Source organism: Streptomyces sp. NPDC051310 (assembly GCF_044455245.1).
Taxonomy (GTDB): domain Bacteria; phylum Actinomycetota; class Actinomycetes; order Streptomycetales; family Streptomycetaceae; genus Streptomyces.
Genome location: NZ_JBITEO010000001.1, coordinates 26230 through 45293, shown reverse-complemented (window position 1 = coordinate 45293; position 19064 = coordinate 26230). Strand labels below are relative to the sequence as shown.

Annotated in this window: 15 protein-coding genes and 1 pseudogene; 3 read left to right on the top strand and 13 right to left on the bottom strand. The window is 73.7% G+C overall.

Features of this window, described 5'->3' with window-relative positions; all coding sequences use genetic code 11:
* The 5 genes and pseudogenes from ACIA79_RS00195 to ACIA79_RS00175 all read right to left on the bottom strand — a co-directional run bounded on the left by ACIA79_RS00195 (position 1) and on the right by ACIA79_RS00175 (position 5200).
* Positions 1-675 (bottom strand): RES family NAD+ phosphorylase, encoded by a 675-nt coding sequence (locus tag ACIA79_RS00195; protein ID WP_399425525.1) that lies wholly within the window; start codon positions 673-675, stop codon positions 1-3.
* 3 nt (positions 676-678) lie between these two features.
* Positions 679-1395, bottom strand: coding sequence for a hypothetical protein (locus ACIA79_RS00190; RefSeq protein ID WP_399425522.1), 717 nt, complete (start codon positions 1393-1395; stop codon positions 679-681).
* Positions 1392-2534, bottom strand: coding sequence for a hypothetical protein (locus tag ACIA79_RS00185; protein WP_399425521.1), 1143 nt, complete (start codon positions 2532-2534; stop codon positions 1392-1394). Before ACIA79_RS00185 ends, ACIA79_RS00190 begins: the two co-directional genes overlap by 4 nt.
* 76 nt (positions 2535-2610) lie before the next feature.
* Positions 2611-3990, bottom strand: a pseudogene (locus ACIA79_RS00180) (NAD(P)/FAD-dependent oxidoreductase); the annotation flags it as partial.
* A gap of 307 nt (positions 3991-4297) precedes the next feature.
* Positions 4298-5200, bottom strand: a complete 903-nt coding sequence (locus tag ACIA79_RS00175) for a TIGR01777 family oxidoreductase (RefSeq protein WP_399425519.1) — start codon at positions 5198-5200, stop codon at positions 4298-4300.
* Positions 5201-5244: 44 nt separating this feature from the next.
* On the opposite strand from ACIA79_RS00175, the gene ACIA79_RS00170 reads away from it, so the two are divergent.
* Positions 5245-5754 (top strand): GNAT family N-acetyltransferase, encoded by a 510-nt coding sequence (locus tag ACIA79_RS00170; RefSeq protein ID WP_399425517.1) that lies wholly within the window; start codon positions 5245-5247, stop codon positions 5752-5754.
* Here the strand turns inward: ACIA79_RS00170 and ACIA79_RS00165 are convergent.
* The gene (locus tag ACIA79_RS00165; RefSeq protein ID WP_399425515.1) at positions 5741-6370 is read right to left on the bottom strand and encodes a TetR family transcriptional regulator; all 630 of its coding nucleotides are present in this window, start codon (positions 6368-6370) and stop codon (positions 5741-5743) included. The genes ACIA79_RS00170 and ACIA79_RS00165 overlap by 14 nt on opposite strands.
* Positions 6371-6447: 77 nt before the next feature.
* Here ACIA79_RS00165 and ACIA79_RS00160 point away from each other — a divergent pair, with 77 nt between their 5' ends.
* Positions 6448-7212 (top strand): SDR family NAD(P)-dependent oxidoreductase, encoded by a 765-nt coding sequence (locus ACIA79_RS00160; protein ID WP_399425514.1) that lies wholly within the window; start codon positions 6448-6450, stop codon positions 7210-7212.
* Positions 7213-7324: 112 nt separating this feature from the next.
* Here ACIA79_RS00160 and ACIA79_RS00155 read toward each other — a convergent pair whose 3' ends face one another.
* On the bottom strand, positions 7325-7843 hold the full coding sequence (locus ACIA79_RS00155) for a DUF4240 domain-containing protein (protein ID WP_399426250.1): 519 nt from the start codon (positions 7841-7843) through the stop codon (positions 7325-7327).
* Positions 7844-7941: 98 nt separating this feature from the next.
* Here ACIA79_RS00155 and ACIA79_RS00150 point away from each other — a divergent pair, with 98 nt between their 5' ends.
* Positions 7942-8880 (top strand): SDR family oxidoreductase, encoded by a 939-nt coding sequence (locus tag ACIA79_RS00150; protein WP_399425512.1) that lies wholly within the window; start codon positions 7942-7944, stop codon positions 8878-8880.
* Here ACIA79_RS00150 and ACIA79_RS00145 read toward each other — a convergent pair.
* From ACIA79_RS00145 to ACIA79_RS00120, 6 genes are all read right to left on the bottom strand, one after another.
* Positions 8871-9848 (bottom strand): helix-turn-helix transcriptional regulator, encoded by a 978-nt coding sequence (locus ACIA79_RS00145; protein WP_399425510.1) that lies wholly within the window; start codon positions 9846-9848, stop codon positions 8871-8873. The two genes, ACIA79_RS00150 and ACIA79_RS00145, sit on opposite strands and share 10 nt — an antisense overlap.
* Before the next feature lie 64 nt (positions 9849-9912).
* Positions 9913-12603 carry a pyruvate dehydrogenase (acetyl-transferring), homodimeric type gene (aceE, locus tag ACIA79_RS00140; protein ID WP_399425508.1) on the bottom strand — a complete coding sequence of 897 codons (2691 nt, stop codon included), beginning with the start codon at positions 12601-12603 and terminating at the stop codon, positions 9913-9915.
* Positions 12604-12848: 245 nt separating this feature from the next.
* Complete coding sequence (locus ACIA79_RS00135; RefSeq protein ID WP_399425506.1) at positions 12849-13472, bottom strand: GntR family transcriptional regulator; 624 nt, start codon at positions 13470-13472, stop codon at positions 12849-12851.
* A gap of 157 nt (positions 13473-13629) precedes the next feature.
* A complete protein-coding gene (sucB, locus tag ACIA79_RS00130) occupies positions 13630-15477 on the bottom strand; it encodes a 2-oxoglutarate dehydrogenase, E2 component, dihydrolipoamide succinyltransferase (RefSeq protein WP_399425504.1) in 1848 nt (615 codons plus the stop codon).
* 86 nt (positions 15478-15563) lie between these two features.
* A complete protein-coding gene (gene lpdA / locus ACIA79_RS00125; protein WP_399425502.1) occupies positions 15564-16952 on the bottom strand; it encodes a dihydrolipoyl dehydrogenase in 1389 nt (462 codons plus the stop codon).
* 313 nt (positions 16953-17265) lie between these two features.
* A complete protein-coding gene (locus ACIA79_RS00120) occupies positions 17266-18801 on the bottom strand; it encodes a leucyl aminopeptidase (RefSeq protein ID WP_399425500.1) in 1536 nt (511 codons plus the stop codon).
* Between the last annotated feature and the right edge of the window lie 263 nt (positions 18802-19064).

The following is a 19064-nucleotide window of genomic DNA, read 5'->3' as shown; positions in this document are numbered from 1 at the left end:
TCAGACCCCCGCCCCGGCCGCTCGCGGCGCGGCCTGTGCCAGGTAGGGCGCCAGTGCCCCGTTCAGCCAGCACTCGCCCTCCGGCGTGCCGAAGTCGACCGGCGGCGCTCCCGTGGGCTCCAGCGGCGGTACGTGGCACCGGTCCTCGAAGAGAACCGCCACCCGGTCCGCGGGCTCCCGCTTGGACGGCCACACGAACCCCTGCGCCCAGGGTTTCGTCCACTGCCGGATGAAGTGGCCCCAGTCCCGTGTCTGCGGGTAGTCCGCGCTCTCCGCGTGCACCAGCCAGGTGTCCTGCCCGACCGCCGCCAGGTCCGCGCCCGACATCAGCGACACCACCTCCACGTCGACGGCCAGCCGCAGGAAGGACAGACTGCGCCGCTCGAAGGCGACCCGGGGCAGCAGGCGGACCCCGCCGTCCCCGCCGAACGGCACCGAGCGCAGCAGCACCTCGCCGAGCGCCGCGCCCACGCCGAAGCCCACGTACAGGAAGCCGTAGCGATCGCCGGGCGTGCTGTCGAACCGGCCGCCGTCGTAGAACGCGCGCGCGGGGTGCGGGTTGAAGGCCGCCGCGGCCCGGTGCGTGGCGTGCACGCGGTACACGGCCGTGCCCGCCGGCAGCGTGACCCTCGTCGGCGTCCCGGGCAGGGCGTCCGGAGGCGGGTACTTGGGCATGCCCTACCACCCCCCGTCCGGGCCGTAGGGACCGTCGGGGCCGTCGGGGTCATCCGTACCGTCCGGGCCGTCGGCGCCGGCCAGCGCCCGGGCCGCGGCCAGCAGTTCGCCGTCCCGGTCCCGCCCCAGCAGCCCCGCCGGCGGCGTGCCGTGCCACCACGTGTGGCCGGACAGCCACCAGTCGGCCGCGCCCCACGGGTCCGCGCCGGCCCGCAGGACCGTGTTGACCTCCAGCACCACCGCCCACGGCATGGTCCCGGCCTCGAACTGGAAGGCCGGCATCCGCCGGTCGCCGTCCGGGGCCGACAGCACGATCAGGTGCGGATCGGCCGCCCCGGCACCGGTCCACGGCACGGACGGGGCGCTCAGCAACCGGTCCCGGACGGGCCCCAGCACCGGCCCCACCATGGGGTTGCCGTCCACCACGAGCAGACACAGGTCGGCCGCGCTCCAGCCCTGGTACAGCGTGGCGGGCGACGCGGTGCCCGTGAACCGCCCGCCGTCCCCGTGGCGGCGCAGCCGGGCCGCCACGTCCTCCGGCAGCGCCTCCAGGACCGTGCGTACGGCCCGGTCGGCACGGTCGGCGTCGCCGGGCCCGGCCGCGCGCAATCCGGCGAGCAGACCGCCCAGCGCGCGCCGCGCCCCCGGGTCGAGCAGCCGGGACAGCCGGGGCCAGTCGGCCGCGAAGGCGGCCAGCATCACGAAGGGGTTCCCGTTCACCCGCACCCGCACCCACGCCCTTCCGCCGCACCCTCGGCGTCCCCGGGGAGCGGCTCGGCCCCGAGCACCTCGACCACCAGATCCGCGACCAGCGGTCTTCGTACGATCAGATGCAGCTCCCGCTCCGGGTCGGCGTCCGCGGCCAGTGCCGACCACAGGGCGCTCACGCTCGTCCCCGGCGCCAGCCCGCCGCGGCCGGCGCCCAGCAGCGGGAAGCAGACCGATCGCAGGGGAGGGGTGAAGCCGTCCCGCTCCAGCGACATCAGCGCCAGTGCGCGCGCCGCCGTGCGGGCCACGTCCTGAGGGGTGACGTCGTAGTCGTTCGTCCCGGGGCGGGGGACCGTCACCGCGGCGTGGTAGATGCGCCGCACCCCCTGCTCGGCCAGGGCGCCCGGCGCGGTCGGCGCCACCGTCCCCGGCAGGGCCGGGCGGCGCGCCACGCCGTGCTCCGCGCGCCACTGGGCCAGCGCGTCGTGCACCGGGTCCGCGATCACGTCGCCCGCCGCGTCCCGCACGGCCCCCGCCCGCCGCAGCGCCGCCGACACGGACGCCTTGTACGGCTCGGGTAACGCCAGATGCGTATTGGTCGGCGAGACGACCACGTCCACGTCCCGGACCAGCTCCACCGGGTGGACGTGCAGGACGACCGTCCGGGGCCGCCCGGCCCGCGGCACCCGCAGCGCCCGGTGCTGCAGGTGCGGCGGCAACAGCGCGACCCCGGGGGCCGCGGCGGTCCGGGTCCCGGGGGCGGTGCCCGCGAGCCAGCACACCTGCTCGGCGATCTGGCCCAGGACCATCTCCTCCTGGCTCTTGCGGAAGCGCTCCACACTCAGCCGGTACACCTCGGCCGCGAGCCTGCGCCGGTCGGCCGCCGCCCGGTCGCGCATCCCCGGGGCCAGGCCCAGCGTGCGCTCCGCGGCTTCCTGGAGATCGCCCCCGCCCAGCCGGGACACCGCCGCGCGCAGCAGGTTCTCCACCTCGACCGGCCATGCGTCGGTCACGGCGCCGGGGACCGCCACGGCGGCCCGCCGCAGCAGCGGGAGGTCGAGATCGCGGATCCGCACCACGCCTTCCAGGCGGACCATCTTCACCTCCCGCAGAACCGACGCCACGTCAAAGGGCTGTGCTCCGAGGGACATACATCCATGATCGTGGCCGGGTGACCTGCGTCACAAGCCCTGTGGACAACCGCTCGACGCGGCCCCCGGGCCCACGCTACGCGGCCGCGCGGCGCCCCTCGGGTCCCTCCGCGGTCGGCATCCGGTCGTCCCCGGGTCGCCGGTCCGGGACCCCCAGGTCCCGCAGCACCGCGCGGGCGGCCCGGCGCCCCGAGTACAGGGCGCCCTGCGCGGTGCTGGTGTCCCGGTGGTCGCCGCAGACGTACAGCCCGGCCAGCAGCCGCACCGGCCGGCGCAGGTCGTGCGGCGGGGGCATCGCCGGGACGGCCTCCGGGTCGTGGTGGACGGCCAGCAGCTCCCAGTCCGCCGTGCCCGTGCCGTACAGGCCCGCCAACTGCCGCCGCACCAGCGGCTCCAGGCCCTCCGGCGGCGTCCCGAGCACCGTGGAGGTGACCAGGACGCGGCCCTCCGGCGCCCGGGCCGGGTCCACCGCGCTCATCACGGCGGTGTACGCGACGGGGCCGGTGCGGTCGGCGTCGAGCAGCAGCGCGGCATCGGCCGGCGGCGGCGCGGGCGCCGTGTGGTGCAACACCGTCACCGGGTGGAAGTCCGGTACGCGCAGTCCGGGCAGGAGTTCCGCGGCGGCCCGCGCGCCGGTGGCCACGACCAGGGCGCGGCAGGCCAGTTCGCCGTGCTCGGCCGTGACGACCCGGTTGATCGACACGTCCTTGACGTGGACGCCGGTCTTCACCGTGCCGGGCGGAAGCGCGGCCGCCAGCCGCTCCGGGAGCGCCGACGCGCCGCCCGCCGGCACGCACAGCCGGCCCCGCGCGAAACCGCGCAGCGCGAGGTCGGCCGCCCGGCTGGAGGTGGCCGTCAGGTCCGGATCGCCCAGCAGCGCCGAAAGCAGGGGCCGGAGGAACCGGTTGACCGTACGGGGCGGCAGACCGCGCCCCGCCGCCCCCGCGCCCGGTGCCTCCGCGGCGGACCGCTCCGGACGGGCCAGCAGCCGCGTGGCCGGGGTGCTCGCCAGCCGCCCCAGCGCGGCGCCCAGGCGGGCCTGGTCCAGCGTCCGGGGCGCGTGGGCGAGGGCGCGCGCCCGGCTGAGCGCCGCGTACGGGGCGCGGGCCGCGTCGCCCGCCTCGGCCGGGCGGACCGACGCCATCCGGTGCAGCCGGCCTTCGCTGTGCACCATGACCCCGGGCCGGAACGTCCGCAGCGCGGCGGCGTCGAGGCCCGGCGCGCGGCGCAGTTCGGGGTACGCGGTGCTGAGCAGCTGACCGATCCGGTCCAGCCGGAACCCGTCGAGGTGCTCGGTGCCCATTCTGCCGCCGACCCGCGGGGCGGCCTCCAGGACGCTGACCGTCAGCCCGGCACTGGCCAGCTGGTGGGCCGCGGACAGTCCCGCGAGCCCTGCTCCTACGATGACGACGTCCGCGTGCTGTGCGGTACTGAGCACGTGTCCCTCCCCGGGGTGGCGGTTCGGTGCGTGGGGGGCTCATGCCCTCTGGTGGGCGACGGAATGCCGCGTTCGAGCCCGAGCGTAGGAGCGCCCCGTCGTACCGGTCAGTCGCGCGTGCGGGGGGTCACCGGTGCATGGAGGGGTCGCACGGGCGTGCGACCTCTTGCGCACCCGACGGTTCACGCCACGGCCACCGGCTCCCGGTGGTCGCCCCGCCCCGGGGCGTACGGGCGGCCGGTGGCCTCCCGACGGGCCGGAACCCTCCGCGCGCGCTCGGCGAGGGAGGCGACCGGATCCCGCCGCGCGGGCCCCGGCCCCCGGGTCACGCCGCCGCGATCGCCCGGTCGATCGTCGGGAAGGCGAACCGGAACCCGGACTCCAGCAGGCGGGCCGGCAGGACCCGCTGACTGCCCAGGACGTCCTCGGCGAAGTCGCCGAGAACGATCCGCAGGGCGGGGGAGGGGACGTGCAGGAACGCCGGGCGGCGCAGGACGCGCGCCATCGCGGCGGTGACCTCGCGGTTGGTGACCGGCTCGGGCGCGGTCAGGTTCACCGGTCCGGAGAGCGACGGCGTGTCGAGGATGTGGCGCAGGGCGGCGATCTCGTCGTGCAGGGAGATGTAGCTCCAGTACTGCCGCCCGGAGCCGAGCCGTCCGCCCAGGCCCGCGCGGAAGAGCGGGAACAGACGGCCCCACGCGCCGCCCTCCCGGGCCACGACCAGCCCGGTGCGGGCGTAGGCCACGCGGATGCCCGCCTCGTGGGCGGCGGCCGCGGCGTCCTCCCACTCCACGCACACCGACGGCAGGAAGCCCTCCCCGGCGGGCGCCGTCTCGTCCACCGCGCGCGTGCCGGTGTCCCCGTAGTAGCCGAGCGCCGTCCCGCACAGCAGCACCTTCGGCGGGGTGTCCAGGGAGGCGACGGCCTCCGCGATCGCCGCCGTGCCGAGCACCCGGCTGTCGCGGATCTCCTTCTTGTACGCCTCGTTCCAGCGGCGCTCGCCGACGCCCGCGCCCGCGAGGTGGACGACGGCGTCGCAGCCGACCAGGCCGGCCACGTCGACGTACCGCCGCTTGGGGTCCCACTCCACCTCGTCCCCGGCCCGCGCGGGACGCCGCACCAGGCGGACGACCTCGTGCCCGTCCGCCCGCAGCGAGCGGGTGAGGGCGGAGCCGATGAGACCGGAGGAACCGGTGAGGGCGATACGGGCGGTGTCGGTACGGCGCATGGGTCCATCCTGCCCCGGTGGCACCTCATGGCACAGTAGCGTTCATGACCGACCCCACCATAAGCATCCGGATCGCGCTGCCGGGCGACGAGGAGCCGCTCGGCGAGCTCGACCGGGACACCTGGTCGCCGCTGCACGCGGTCGCACCGCGGCCGCAGCCGCCCTTCGACCCCTTCTTCGACTCCACCCACCGCCCGCCGGACTTCCTGGTGGCGCAGGCGGAGGACGGCCGTCTCGCCGGTTACGTGCGGATCGTTCCGCCGACCCGGCTCGCCTGCAACACCCACGTGCGGCAGATCCAGGGCCTCGCCGTCGCCGAGTGGGCGCGCGGCCGCGGTGTCGGGCGGGCGCTGCTGCGCGCCGCGTGCGACGAGGCGCGCCGCCAGGGCGCCACCCGCCTGACGCTGCGGGTGCTGGGACACAACGCGCCCGCACGCGCCCTGTACGCGTCCGAGGGGTTCGTGGTCGAGGGCGTGCTGCCGGGCGAGTTCTTCCTGCAGGGGCGGTACGTCGACGACGTCCTGATGGGGCGCAGCCTGCTCACCGGCGACTGAACAGCCGTACCCCGCCGGTCAGCTCGCGCAGGCACCGCACCGCGAGCGCGGCGACCTCGCCGGGCGGTGCCTCGGTCGGGGCCCACGCCTCCAGCGCCACCCGGATCGCGTCCGTCGCCGCGGCCGCGGCGAGCCGCACCTCCAGCGGATCGGCGCCCTCACCCGCGAGCGCCGCGAGCACCGGCCGCAGCCGCTCCTCGGACTCCTGGTTGGCCCGGTACCAGACGGCCCGCAGCGCCGGGTCGCCGTCCGCCGCGCGCAGCAGCCCGCGGGTCCACCGCAGGCCCTCCGCGGCCGTCGCGTCCGGGACGGACAGGGCCTCGGCGACGGACCGCTCCAGTGCCTCGGCCAGGGGGACGGTGCCGGGCTCGGTCGCCGCGAGGCGCGCGCGCCAGCGGTCCGCGCCGCCCGCGAGGAGCGGGGCGACGGCGTCCTGCTTGTTGCGGAAGTACCGGTAGAAGGTGCGCAGCGCGACCCCCGCCCGGTGGGCGATCTCCTCGGCCGTCGTGCCGTCCGGGCCGCGCTCGGCGAAGAGCTCCGCCGCGGCACGGGCGATGTCCAGCTGCGTCGCCGCCTTGCGGCGCTCGGTCAGCGTCAGCGCGGGCTCGGTGCTCATCGCGGCCCAGCGTACGCCCGGGACACCAGGTCGTTGACATGGTGGCAAAACGTGCCACCTCGGCGTAGCGTGTCGCCATGCAGCGCTATGAGAACCGCCGCGTCCTGATCACCGGCGCCGGCTCCGGCATCGGCCGCGCCACCGCCCTGCGGATCCTCGCCGAGGGCGGCCGGGTCGTCGCCGCCGATGTCGACGCGGCAGGGCTGGCGGAGACACACGCCCGGGCCGGGGCGGACGCGGCGCGCCTCACCGCCACCCTCCTCGACGTCGCCGACGAAGCCTCCGCGGCCGCCGGTACGGCCGGTGCGGTGGAGACGCTCGGCGGACTCGACGTCCTGGTCAACGCCGCCGGGATCCTGCGCTCCGAGCACACCCACCGCACGAGCCTCGACCTCTTCAACAGGGTCCTCGCGGTCAACCTGACCGGCACGTTCCTGATGATCCGCGAGGCCCTGCCCGCCCTCCTCGACGGCGACCGGCCCGTCGTCGTGAACTTCTCCTCGACCTCCGCGAGCTTCGCGCACCCCTACATGGCGGCGTACGCGGCGTCCAAGGGCGGCATCCGGGCGCTGACCCACACCATCGCGAGCGAGTACAGCAAGCAGGGCCTGCGCGCGGTCTGCGTGGCCCCCGGCTCCATCGCCTCCGGCATGACCACCGGCAAGGGTCCCGGCCTGCCGCAGGACGCCGACATGAGCCTCTTCACCAAGCTCATCCCGGCCATCGGCCAGGGCTTCGCCGCACCCGAGACCGTCGCCGGGGTCGTCGCCATGCTCGGCTCCGAGGACGGCGCGTTCATCACCGGCACCGAGATACGCATCGACGGCGGCACCCACTTCTGACCAACACCCGCTTCCGCGCGGCGCTCCGGCTGCACGGCACCCCCGCTGCATGGCACCCGCTTCCGCGCGGCGCCCGCCATCCGGACCGCGGCCGCCGCGCCGCACGGTGCCGTCACACGCCGAAGCGGTCCCAGAGCCGGGGGAACCTCTCCTCCAGCGCCGCGTCGTCGTCGAAGTCGAACGGCGTGCCCTCCGGCTCCGGCGCCTGCGGCGGAATGCCCAGGTCCGGCGCGACCGTCCCGGTGAGCTGCTCGTACGCCTCGTCCGCCGCGTACCCCAGCTCCTCGCCGTCGCCGTCGATCTCCTCGTCGAAGTCGCCCAGCAGCTCCGCCAGCGAGTCCGGGTCGTGCACCGCGCCCTCGAACACCTCCCGGCCCTGGCCGATCAGCCAGCAGCGGAAGTAGTCGAACGCGTCATCGCTCGCGCCGCCCAGCAGCACGGCGGCCGCGCCCCACAGGTCCCAGGTGTAGGCACGCTGGTAACGGGCCTCGAAGTGCCGGGCGAAGTCCAGTACGGAGTCGGGGTCGAGCTGCAACAGCCGCTCCACGAGCAGCTCGGCGTGGTCCTCCGGATCGCCCTCGGCGGCCTCGCGGGTCGTGTCGATGATCTCCCAGAACTCCGTTTCGTCCATCACGGGACCAGCATCCTGGCTCACGGCGGACGCCGCACGCGGAGCAACCGAAATGAAATGGGACAGAGGATGTCGCCTTTGGGTGCCACCGTCGTCGTATGACGAAGCAGAACCATGACGAGCCCCTCAAGCCGCTCACCGGGAAGATCGCCCTCGTCGCGGGCGCCACCCGCGGCGCGGGCCGCGCCATCGCCGTCGAACTCGGTGCCGCGGGGGCCACCGTGTACGCCACCGGCCGCACCACCCGGACCCGCGTCAGCGAAGTCGGCCGGCCGGCCGAGACCATCGAGGAGACCGCCGAGCTGGTCACCGCCGCGGGCGGCCGGGGCATCGCCGTCCCGGCCGACCACCTCGTACCCGAGCAGGTCCGGGCCCTGGTCGCCCGCATCGACGAGGAGCACGGTCGGCTCGACATCCTCGTCAACAGCCTCTGGGGCGGCGACCACCTCATCCCCTGGGGCAAGAAGATGTGGGAGACGGACCTGGACCAGGGCCTGCGGATGCTGGAGCTCGGCGTCCGCAGCCACGTCATCACCAGCAGCTGCGCCCTGCCTCTCCTCATCCGGAACCCGGGCGGACTGGTCGTCGAGATGACGGACGGCACCACCGAGTACAACCGGCGCTTCCGCGAGAACTTCTACTTCGACCTGGCGAAGAACGCGCCCCTGCGCATGGCCTTCGCCCTCGGCGAGGACCTCAAGGAGGTGGGCGGCACGGCGGTGGCGCTGAGCCCCGGATACCTCCGCTCCGAGATGATGCTCGACATCTACGGCGTCACGGAGGAGAACTGGCGAGACGCCCTCGCGAAGGAGCCGCACTTCGCCGTCGCCGAATCACCCGCGTACGTCGGCCGGGCGGTCGCCGCGCTCGCCGCCGACCCCGACCGGGCGCGGTGGAACGGGCAGTCGCTGTCCAGCGGCCAGCTCGCCAAGGTGTACGGCTTCACCGACACCGACGGCTCCCGGCCGGACGGCTGGGCGTACTTCATCGAGGTCGTCCACGGCGGCAAGGACGCACCGGTCGAGGACTACCGCTGACCGGAACCGTAGAGGCGGCACATCCGGTCCGCCGCCCGCGCGAACAGCGCGCGCAGTGAGGCCGGCGCCAGCACTTCGGCCTCCGGGCCGAGCTGCAGGAGCTGGCCGTACGCCACCTCCTCGGACTCCACCGGCAGGGTGACCGTCACCCGGCCCTCCGCGTCCGGCGGACCGGCCGCCTCCAGGGCCTCCTGGGCGGCGGCCCGGTCCGTCACGTACCGCAGTCCGCGCGCCCCCGCCTCCGTCAGCCGCACCACGGCCTCGGCCCGCAGGATCGAGCGGGCGAACTCGGCCGCCCGCTCCTCCCAGAACCCCGGCAGGTCGAAGTCCTCGTCCCGGACGTACCGGTCGTCCCCCAGCGCCACGGCGGTGAAGCGGTCCACCCGGTACACCCGGAACGACTCCCCGGCGCGGGCGCACAGGTACCAGACGCCCGCCTTGAGCACGAGCCCGTAGGGCGCCAGCTCCCGCTCCACCTCGGTGTCGTCACGGCGGTAGCGGACGGAGACCAGCCGGTCGTCCCACACCGCCTCCGCGATGGCGGGCAGCAGCTCCGGGGTCTCCGGCTCCTGGTACCAGCCCGGCGCGTCCAGGTGGAAGCGCTGGGCCGCCGCCACCGGCGCGTCCCGCAGCGACGGCACCAGCGCCGCCGACACCTTCAGCCGGGCCGCCGACGCCGCGTCGTCCAGGCCCATCTCGCGCAGCGCCCCCGGTACCCCCGACAGAAACAGCGCCTCCGCCTCGCTGCGGGCGAGGCCCGTCAGCCGCGTCCGGTAACCGCCGATCAGCCGGTAGCCGCCCGCGCGCCCCCGGTCCGCGTACACCGGGACCCCCGCCTCGGACAGGGCGAGGGCGTCCCGCGTGATGGTGCGCTCCGACACCTCCAGTTCCCGCGCCAGCTCGGCGGCGGTCATGGACGGCCGGGACTGGAGCAGGAGCACCATCTTGATCAGCCGGGCAGCGCGCATGCCCCACATCATGCAGGAGTCCCCCCGCGCCCGGTGGGGCGCGGGGGGACTCCCGTCGTCGGTCCTACAGGCCGTAGCGCTCGCGGGCGTCCTTCACCAGCGAGGCCGCGACCTCACCGCGCTTGGCGAGCTGCGCCAGGGCGGCGACCACGATCGACGGGGCGTCCACACCGAAGTGGCGGCGCGCCGCCTCACGGGTGTCCGACAGGCCGAAGCCGTCCGCGCCGAGCGAGCTGTAGTCCTGCTCGACCCACTGCGCGATCTGGTCCGGCACCTGGCGCATGTAGTCGCTCACCGCCAGCACCGGGCCCTGGGCGTCGGCCAGCGCCTGGCGGACGTACGGCACCCGCTCCTCGCCGCGCAGCAGGGCCGCGTCGGCCTCCAGCGCGTCGCGCCGCAGCTCCGACCACGACGTCGCGGACCACACGTCGGCGGTGACGCCCCACTCGGCGGCCAGCAGCTCCTGGGCCTCCAGGGCCCAGTGGATCGCCGTACCCGACGACAGCAGCTGGATGCGCGGCGCGTCGGCCGTGACGGGCGTGCCCTCCTTGAAGCGGTACAGGCCCTTGATGATGCCCTCGTCCACGCCCTCCGGCTTGGCGGGCTGCGGCATCGGCTCGTTGTAGACGGTCAGGTAGTAGAAGACGTTCTGGTCCTCGCCCGGCGCGGTCTCGCCGTACATCCGGCGCAGACCCTCCTTGACGATCACCGCGACCTCGTACGCGAACGCCGGGTCGTACGTCAGCGCCGCGGGGTTCGTCGCCGCGATGACGGGGGAGTGGCCGTCGGCGTGCTGGAGGCCCTCACCGGTCAGGGTGGTGCGGCCGGCCGTGGCACCGATGAGGAAGCCGCGGCCGAGCTGGTCGCCGAGCTGCCACATCTGGTCGGCCGTCCGCTGCCAGCCGAACATCGAGTAGAAGATGTAGAAGGGGATCATCGGCTCGCCGTGCGTGGAGTACGCGGTCGACGCGGCGATGAAGTCGGCCATCGAGCCGGCCTCGGTGATGCCCTCGTTGAGGATCTGGCCGTTCGTGGCCTCGCGGTAGTACATCAGCTGGTCGCGGTCGACCGGCTCGTACGTCTGCCCCTTCGGCGAGTAGATGCCGAGCGACGGGAACAGCGACTCCATGCCGAAGGTACGGGCCTCGTCCGGGACGATCGGAACCCAGCGCTTGCCGGTCTCCTTGTCGCGGATCAGGTCCTTCATCAGCCGCACGAACGCCATGGTCGTGGCGACCGACTGGCTGCCGGAGCCCTTGTCGAACGCGGTGAACGCCTTCTCGGCCGGGGCCGGCAGCGGCGCCACGGGCTGGACGCGCCGGGCCGGGGCGGGGCCGCCGAGGGCCGCGCGGCGCTCCTGGAGGTAGCGGACCTCGGGGGAGTCGGCGCCGGGGTGGCCGTAGGGCACCTGGCCGTCGACGAAGGCGGAGTCCGGGATCGGCAGGCCCAGCAGGTCCCGCATGTCCTTGAACTCCTCCACCGAGAGCTTCTTCATCTGGTGGTTGGCGTTCTTGGACTCGAAGCCCTTGCCGAGGGTGAAGCCCTTGACGGTCTGGGCGAGGATCACGGTCGGCGCGCCCTTGTGCGCCAGGGCCGCCTTGTACGCGGCGTACACCTTGCGCGACTCGTGACCGCCGCGGGAGTGGTGGAAGCACTCGATGATCTTGTCGTCGGACAGCAGCCGGGCCATCTCGACGAGCGCCGGGTCCTTGCCGAAGAAGTCCTCGCGGATGTAGGCCGCGTCGCGCGTCTGGTAGGTCTGGATCTGCGCGTCCGGTACCTCGCGCAGCCGGCGGACGAGCGCGCCGGTGGTGTCGAGCTGGAAAAGCTCGTCCCAGGCGGTGCCCCACAGCGACTTCACGACGTTCCAGCCGGCGCCGCGGAACTGCGCCTCCAGCTCCTGCACGATCTTGAAGTTGGCGCGCACCGGGCCGTCGAGGCGCTGCAGGTTGCAGTTGATGACGAAGGTGAGGTTGTCCAGACCCTCACGGGCGGCGAGCGCGAGGGCGGCCGTCGACTCGGGCTCGTCCATCTCGCCGTCACCGAGGAACGCCCACACGTGCGAGCCGGAGACGTCCTTGATCCCGCGGTTGGTCAGGTAGTGGTTGAAGCGCGCCTGGTAGATCGCGGAGAGCGGACCGAGGCCCATCGACACGGTCGGGAACTCCCACAGCCAGGGCAGGCGGCGCGGGTGCGGGTACGACGGCAGGCCGTTGCCACCGGCCTCCTGGCGGAAGTTGTCCAGGTGCTGCTCGGTGAGCCGGCCGTCGAGGAACGCGCGGGCGTAGATGCCGGGCGACGCGTGGCCCTGGATGTAGAGCTGGTCGCCGGAGCCGTCCTGCTCCTTGCCCCGGAAGAAGTGGTTGAAGCCCGTCTCGTAGAGCCAGGCGGCGGAGGCGAAGGTGGCGATGTGGCCGCCCACGCCGTACTTGGAGCCCCGGCTCACCATGGCGGCCGCGTTCCAGCGGTTCCAGGCCGTGATGCGGGCTTCCAGCTCCTCGTCGCCGTCGAAGCCGTACGCGGCCTCGGCGCCGGTCGGGATGGTGTTGACGTAGTCGGTTTCGAGCAGCTTCGGCAGCGCGAGACCGGCGCCCTCGGCGCGCTCCAGGGTGCGACGCATCAGGTACGCGGCGCGGTGCGGCCCGGCGGCCCGGGCGACGGCGTCGAGGGACGCCTGCCACTCGGCGGTCTCCTCGGGGTCGCGGTCCGGCAGCTGGTCGAGCTCGCTCGGCTGGATGCGGGTGGGGTCGGTCATAGTCGCCGCCTTCCGGAGTCGAAGGGGTGTGGAGCCCTTGGTCTTGGCAGGACAGGGCGAGAGAACCTCTGTTGAAGTCCGCGGACGACTGTACGACTGTGATCGATGATCGATCAAAGCGTTGGGCGAAAAATCTTTACCCAAAGCCCAAAGTCGGCATTCGGTGCCACGTTTTCGGGCACCCGGTGCCTTGTTTTCGCAGGTGACCCACCACTTTGAGCGCTCGCCCCGCCCGATGAGCGGTCTCAGGCGCGCGGAGCGCAGCCCAGGACGTGCTGCTTCACCAGGACGCCGATCCGGGGGTCGCGGCGGCGGAAGGCCTGGACGAGCTCGTCGTGCTCCTCGGCGTACGACTTCTGCACGGTGCCGAGCCAGCGGATGGACAGGGCGGTGAAGACCTCGATGCCGAGGCCCTCCCAGGTGTGCAGCAGCACACCGTTGCGGGCGGCGCGCACCAGCTCCCGGTGGAAGGCCACCGTGTGCCGCACCTGCGCCGTCCCGTCGGCCCGCGCGTCCGCCTCGTAGAGCGCCGCGACATGGGGTTCCAGGGCCGAGCAGTCCTCGCCGAGCCGGTCGGCCGCGAGCTCCGCGGCGATCTGCTCCAGCCCGGCTCGCACGGGGTAGCTCTCCTCCAGGTCGGCCGCCGTCAGGTTGCGTACGCGTACGCCCTTGTTCGGCGCCGACTCGATGAGCCGCAGGCTCTCCAGTTCGCGCAGCGCCTCGCGCACGGGTGTCTGGCTCACCTGGAGCTCGGTGGCGATGCGCCGCTCCACGATCCGCTCGCCCGGCTTCCAGCGACCGCTGACGATGCCCTCCACGATGTGCTCGCGGATCTGCTCGCGCAGCGAGTGGACGACGGGCGGGGTCATGGGGGCTCCTTCGCTGCTGCGGCGGTCGTCCGCCATTATTCCGCCCGGTCAGCCGGTACGGCTGCCCCGCGTGCGAGACACCCGTCACTCCGGGTCACCCACGACGGCGCCCCCGGCCGGAGAGCTCCGGACCGGGGGCGCCGCTGATACGGGAGGACTACAGGCCGAGGTCGACCTCGAACTCGCCGGCCTCCAGGATCGCCTTGACGGCCGTCAGGTAGCGGGCCGCGTCGGCGCCGTCCACCAGGCGGTGGTCGTAGGAGAGCGACAGGTAGGTCATGTCGCGCACCGCGATGGTCTCGCCGAGGTCCGGGTGGTCGACGACCACCGGGCGCTTGACGGTGGCGCCGATGCCCAGGATGGCGACCTGGTTCGGCGGCACGATGACCGTGTCGAACAGCGCACCGCGCGAGCCGGTGTTGCTGATCGTGAAGGTGGCGCCGGACAGCTCGTCCGGGGTGATCTTGTTGCCGCGGACCTTGCCCGCGAGCTCGGCGGTGGCCTTGGAGATGCCCGCGATGTTCAGGTCGCCGGCGTTCTTGATGACCGGGGTCATCAGGCCCTTCTCGGAGTCCACGGCGATGCCGATGTTCTCCGAGTCGAAGTACGTGATCGTGCCCTCGTCCTCGTTGATCCGGGCGTTGATGACCGGGTGGGCCTTCAGCGCCTGGGCGGCCGCCTTCACGAAGAACGGCATCGGGGAGAGCTTGACGCCCTCGCGGGCGGCGAACGCGTCCTTCGCGCGGTTGCGCAGCTTCATCAGCTTGGTGATGTCGACCTCGACGACCGAGGTCAGCTGGGCCTGCGAGTGCAGCGCCTTCATCATGTTGTCGCCGATGACCTTGCGCATGCGGGTCATCTTGACCGTCTGGCCGCGCAGCGGGGACGCCTCCAGCGACGGCGCCTTCGGGGCGGCGGCGACCGGGGCGGCCGGAGCCGGGGCGGCCGCGGCCTTGGCGGCCTCGGCGGCGGCCAGGACGTCCTGCTTGCGGATGCGGCCGCCGACACCGGTGCCCTTGACGGCCGACAGGTCGACGCCGTTCTCGGCGGCGAGCTTGCGGACGAGCGGGGTCACGTAGGCGCCCTCGTCCGCCGGCTGTGCGGGGGCGGCGGGAGCGGCAGCCGGGGCCGGGGCGGCCGGGGCAGGGGCCGGAGCGGCCGGGGCCGGGGCCTCGGCGGCGGGAGCCGGGGCCGGGGCGGCCGGGGCAGGAGCCGGAGCGGCCGGGGCAGGGGCCGGGGCGGCCGGGGCAGGAGCCGGGGCGGCGGGAGCCGGAGCCGGGGCGGCCGGGGCAGGGGCCGGGGCGGCCGGGGCCTCCGCGGCGGGAGCCGGAGCAGCGGGGGCCGGAGCGGCGGCCGGAGCCGCGCCCGGGGCGCCGATGACGGCCAGCTTGGCGCCGACCTCGGCGGTCTCGTCCTCGCCCACGACGATCTCCAGCAGCACACCGGCGGCCGGGGCGGGGATCTCGGTGTCGACCTTGTCCGTGGAGACCTCCAGCAGCGGCTCGTCGGCCTCGACGGAGTCGCCGACCTGCTTCAGCCAGCGCGTCACGGTGCCCTCGGTGACCGATTCGCCCAGCGCGGGCAGGACGACGTCGGTGCCCTCGGCGCCACCGGCCGGAGCCTCGGCCGCGGGAGCCGGGGCGGGGGCCTCGGCGGCGGGAGCCGGGGCGGGGGCCTCGGCGGCCGGGGCCGGAGCCGCGGGAGCCTCGGCGGCGGGCGCGGGGGCCTCGGCGGCGGCCGGAGCCGGAGCCTCGGCCGGCGCGCCGCTGCCGTCGTCGATGATGGCCAGCTCGGCACCGACCTCTACGGTCTCGTCCTCGGCGACCTTGATGGAGGACAGCACACCGGAAGCCGGGGCCGGGATCTCCGTGTCGACCTTGTCGGTCGACACCTCGAGCAGCGGCTCGTCGGCCTCGACGCGCTCGCCCTCGGCCTTCAGCCAGCGGGTGACAGTGCCCTCGGTGACGCTCTCGCCGAGCGCCGGCAGGGTTACGGAAACCGACATGGTTTCAGTTGCTCCTAACGAATTGCGGTAAGTGGTCGTCGCGCCCGGACTGGGCCTCCCGGGGCCGGCCGGCCCCGGGGAGCGCGTCAGTCGTGGGAGTGGAGGGGCTTGCCCGCCAGCGCCAGGTGCGCCTCGCCGAGCGCCTCGTTCTGCGTCGGGTGGGCGTGGATCAGCTGGGCGACCTCGGCCGGCAGCGCCTCCCAGTTGTAGATCAGCTGCGCTTCGCCGACCTGCTCGCCCATACGGTCACCGACCATGTGGACGCCGACCACGGCACCGTCCTTGACCTGCACGAGCTTGATCTCGCCCGCGGTCTTGAGGATCTTGCTCTTGCCGTTGCCCGCGAGGTTGTACTTCAGAGCGACGACCTTGTCCGCGCCGTAGACCTCCTTGGCCTTGGCCTCGGTGATGCCCACGGAGGCGACCTCGGGGTGGCAGTACGTCACCCGCGGCACGCCGTCGTAGTCGATCGGGACGGGCTTGAGACCGGCCAGACGCTCCGCCACCAGGATGCCCTCGGCGAAGCCGACGTGCGCGAGCTGGAGGGTCGGGACGAGGTCGCCGACCGCCGAGATCGTCGGCACGTTCGTCCGCATGTACTCGTCGACCAGGACGTAGCCCCGGTCCATCGCGACGCCCTGCTCCTCGTACCCGAGGCCGGCCGAGACCGGGCCGCGGCCGATGGCGACGAGCAGCACCTCGGCCTCGAAGGTCTTGCCGTCCGCGAGGGTGACCTTGACGCCGTTGTCGGTGTACTCGGCGCTCTGGAAGAAGGTGCCGAGGTTGAACTTGATGCCGCGCTTGCGGAAGGCGCGCTCAAGAAGCTTCGAGCTGTTCTCGTCCTCGACCGGGACGAGGTGCTTCAGGCCCTCGATGATGGTCACGTCGGTGCCGAAGGACTTCCACGCCGAGGCGAACTCGACGCCGATGACGCCGCCGCCCAGGATGATCGCGGACTGCGGGACGCGGTCCAGGGTCAGCGCGTGGTCCGAGGAGATGATGCGGTTGCCGTCGATCTCCAGGCCCGGCAGCGACTTCGGTACGGAACCGGTGGCGAGGAGGACGTGGCGGCCCTCGACCCGCCGGCCGTTCACATCGACCGAGGTGGGGGAGGACAGCCGGCCCTCACCCTCGATGTAGGTCACCTTGCGGGAGGCGACCAGGCCCTGCAGGCCCTTGTACAGGCCGGCGATCACGTCGTCCTTGTACTTGTGGACGGCCTTGATGTCGATGCCCTCGAAGGAGGTCAGCACGCCGAACTGCTCGGCCTCGCGGGCCTGGTCGGCGATCTCACCGGCGTGGAGCAGGGCCTTGGTGGGGATGCATCCGTTGTGCAGGCAGGTGCCGCCGAGCTTGTTCTTCTCGATCAGTGCGACGTCCAGGCCCAGCTGCGCACCCCGCAGGGCCGCGGCGTAACCGCCACTGCCACCGCCGAGGATCACTAGGTCGAAAACGGTGCTGGCGTCGTTCGCCACGTCACGTCCTCCATGCATGTGCGCCGGTCGCCGGGTCCCCTTCCTCGGGGGACGACCGGCCGGTCGGCTGGTGTTCGGCCGCTTTTATTTCGGCCCTGTGGTGGGGGCCCTGTCCTGCCGAGAACCCATCTTCGCACTTGTTGCCGGAACAGGAGACGCCGGGCCCGTGGTGTGAGACGGCAGGGCGGCGGCCCCGGACTCGCCGTCCGGGACCGCCGCACCTCGGGCTTGCGGGGTCCTCCCCCGGGCCCGGTCCCACGGTTCCTCCGGATCCTGCCGGGCTCGCGGCGCGGCCTGATCCGTACAGCACTCCCTAGCCCAGGTCGCCCGCCGCCGTGCGCTCCGCGAGCCGGACCAGGGTGCGGACGGCCGAGCCCGTGCCGCCCTTCGGGGTGTAGCCGTAGGGGCCGCTCTCGTTGAAGCCCGGGCCCGCGATGTCCAGGTGCGCCCAGGTGATGCCCTCGCCGATGAACTCCTTCAGGAACAGGCCGGCCACCAGGCCGCCGCCCATCCGCTCGCCCATGTTGGCGATGTCGGCGGTGGGCGAGTCCATGCCCTTGCGCAGGTCCGCCGGGAGCGGCATAGGCCAGGACGCCTCGCCGACCTCCTCCGCGATCTCGTGGACCGCGGTGCGGAAGGCGTCGTCGTTCGCCATGATCCCGAAGGTGCGGTTGCCCAGCGCCAGCACCATCGCGCCGGTGAGCGTCGCCACGTCGACGATCGCGTCCGGGTTCTCCTCCGACGCGCGGGTCAGGGCGTCGGCCAGCACCAGGCGGCCCTCGGCGTCGGTGTTCAGCACCTCCACCGTCTTGCCGCTGTACATGCGCAGCACATCACCCGGGCGGAGGGCCGAGCCGGACGGCATGTTCTCGGCCAGCGCCAGCCAGGCCGTGACGTTGACCTCCAGGCCGAGGCGAGCGGCCGAGATCACCGCGGCGAACACCGCGGCGGCGCCCGCCATGTCGCACTTCATCGTCTCGTTGTGGCCGGCCGGCTTCAGGGAGATGCCGCCCGAGTCGTACGTGATGCCCTTGCCGACCAGGGCCAGGGTCTTCTCGGCCTTCGGGTGCGTGTAGGCCAGCTTCACCAGGCGCGGACCGTGCGTGGAGCCCTGGCCGACGCCGAGGATGCCGCCGTACCCGCCCTTGACGAGCGCCTTCTCGTCGAGCACCTGAACCTTGAGGCCGTGCTCCTTGCCGGCCGCGGTGGCGATGGCGGCGAAGGACTCGGGGTAGAGGTCGTTCGGCGGGGTGTTGACCAGGTCGCGGGCGCGGTTGATCTCCTCGGCCAGCGCGGCCGCACGCTCCGCCGCCGCCTTGTACGCCTTGTCGCGCGGCTTCCCGCCGAGCAGCGCCACCTCGCCGAGCGGCCCCTTCGCGTCCTTGGCCGCCGTGCCGTTCCCGGCGGACCGGTACGCGGTGAAGGCGTACGCGCCGAGCAGTGCGCCCTCCGCGATCGCCTCCGCGTCCTCGACGGCCTCGACCGGCAGGGCGAACGCGGCCTTGCGGGTGCCGGACAGCGCGCGGGCGGCGCACCCCGCGGCGCGCCGCAGCGTCTCGGCGGCGTAGGCGTCGTCCTTCTCCGGTGCTTGGCCGAGACCGACGGCGAGCACGACGGGCGCCTTCAGGCCGGACGGCGCCGGCACCTTGGTCACCTCTCCCTCGGCGCCGGAGGCGCCCAGGGTCTCCAGGACGGTGGCGAGCTTTCCGCCGAACGCCTTGTCGACGGCCTCGGCGCCCGGCGCGACGACGAGCCCCTTGCCGCCCTTCGGGCTCTTGGCGACGCCGACGACGAGAGCGTCGGCGCGCAGTGTCGCCGCGCCGGCGGTGCTGAGAGTGAGAGCAGTCACGGTGGTGAAATCTCGCTTCCGTTTGAGTTCTGAGGCGGCCTGCGCGGTCGAGGCTGCGGTCGAGGGGTGGGCCGACCCTGCCCGTCGCATCGTAATTCGGCCGGAGAATCGCCGGGAACGAGCCTACGCTCACGCCCCTGTTTCCCTCAGGGCGCCCGCAATTCACTCATCCGTGGCGTCCTTGCAGGGTTTGCCATCCAAACGGATGAGAGCTCCGTCACACTCGGCTGAATCACGCTGGGCAGCGATCCGGCCCTTTGCAT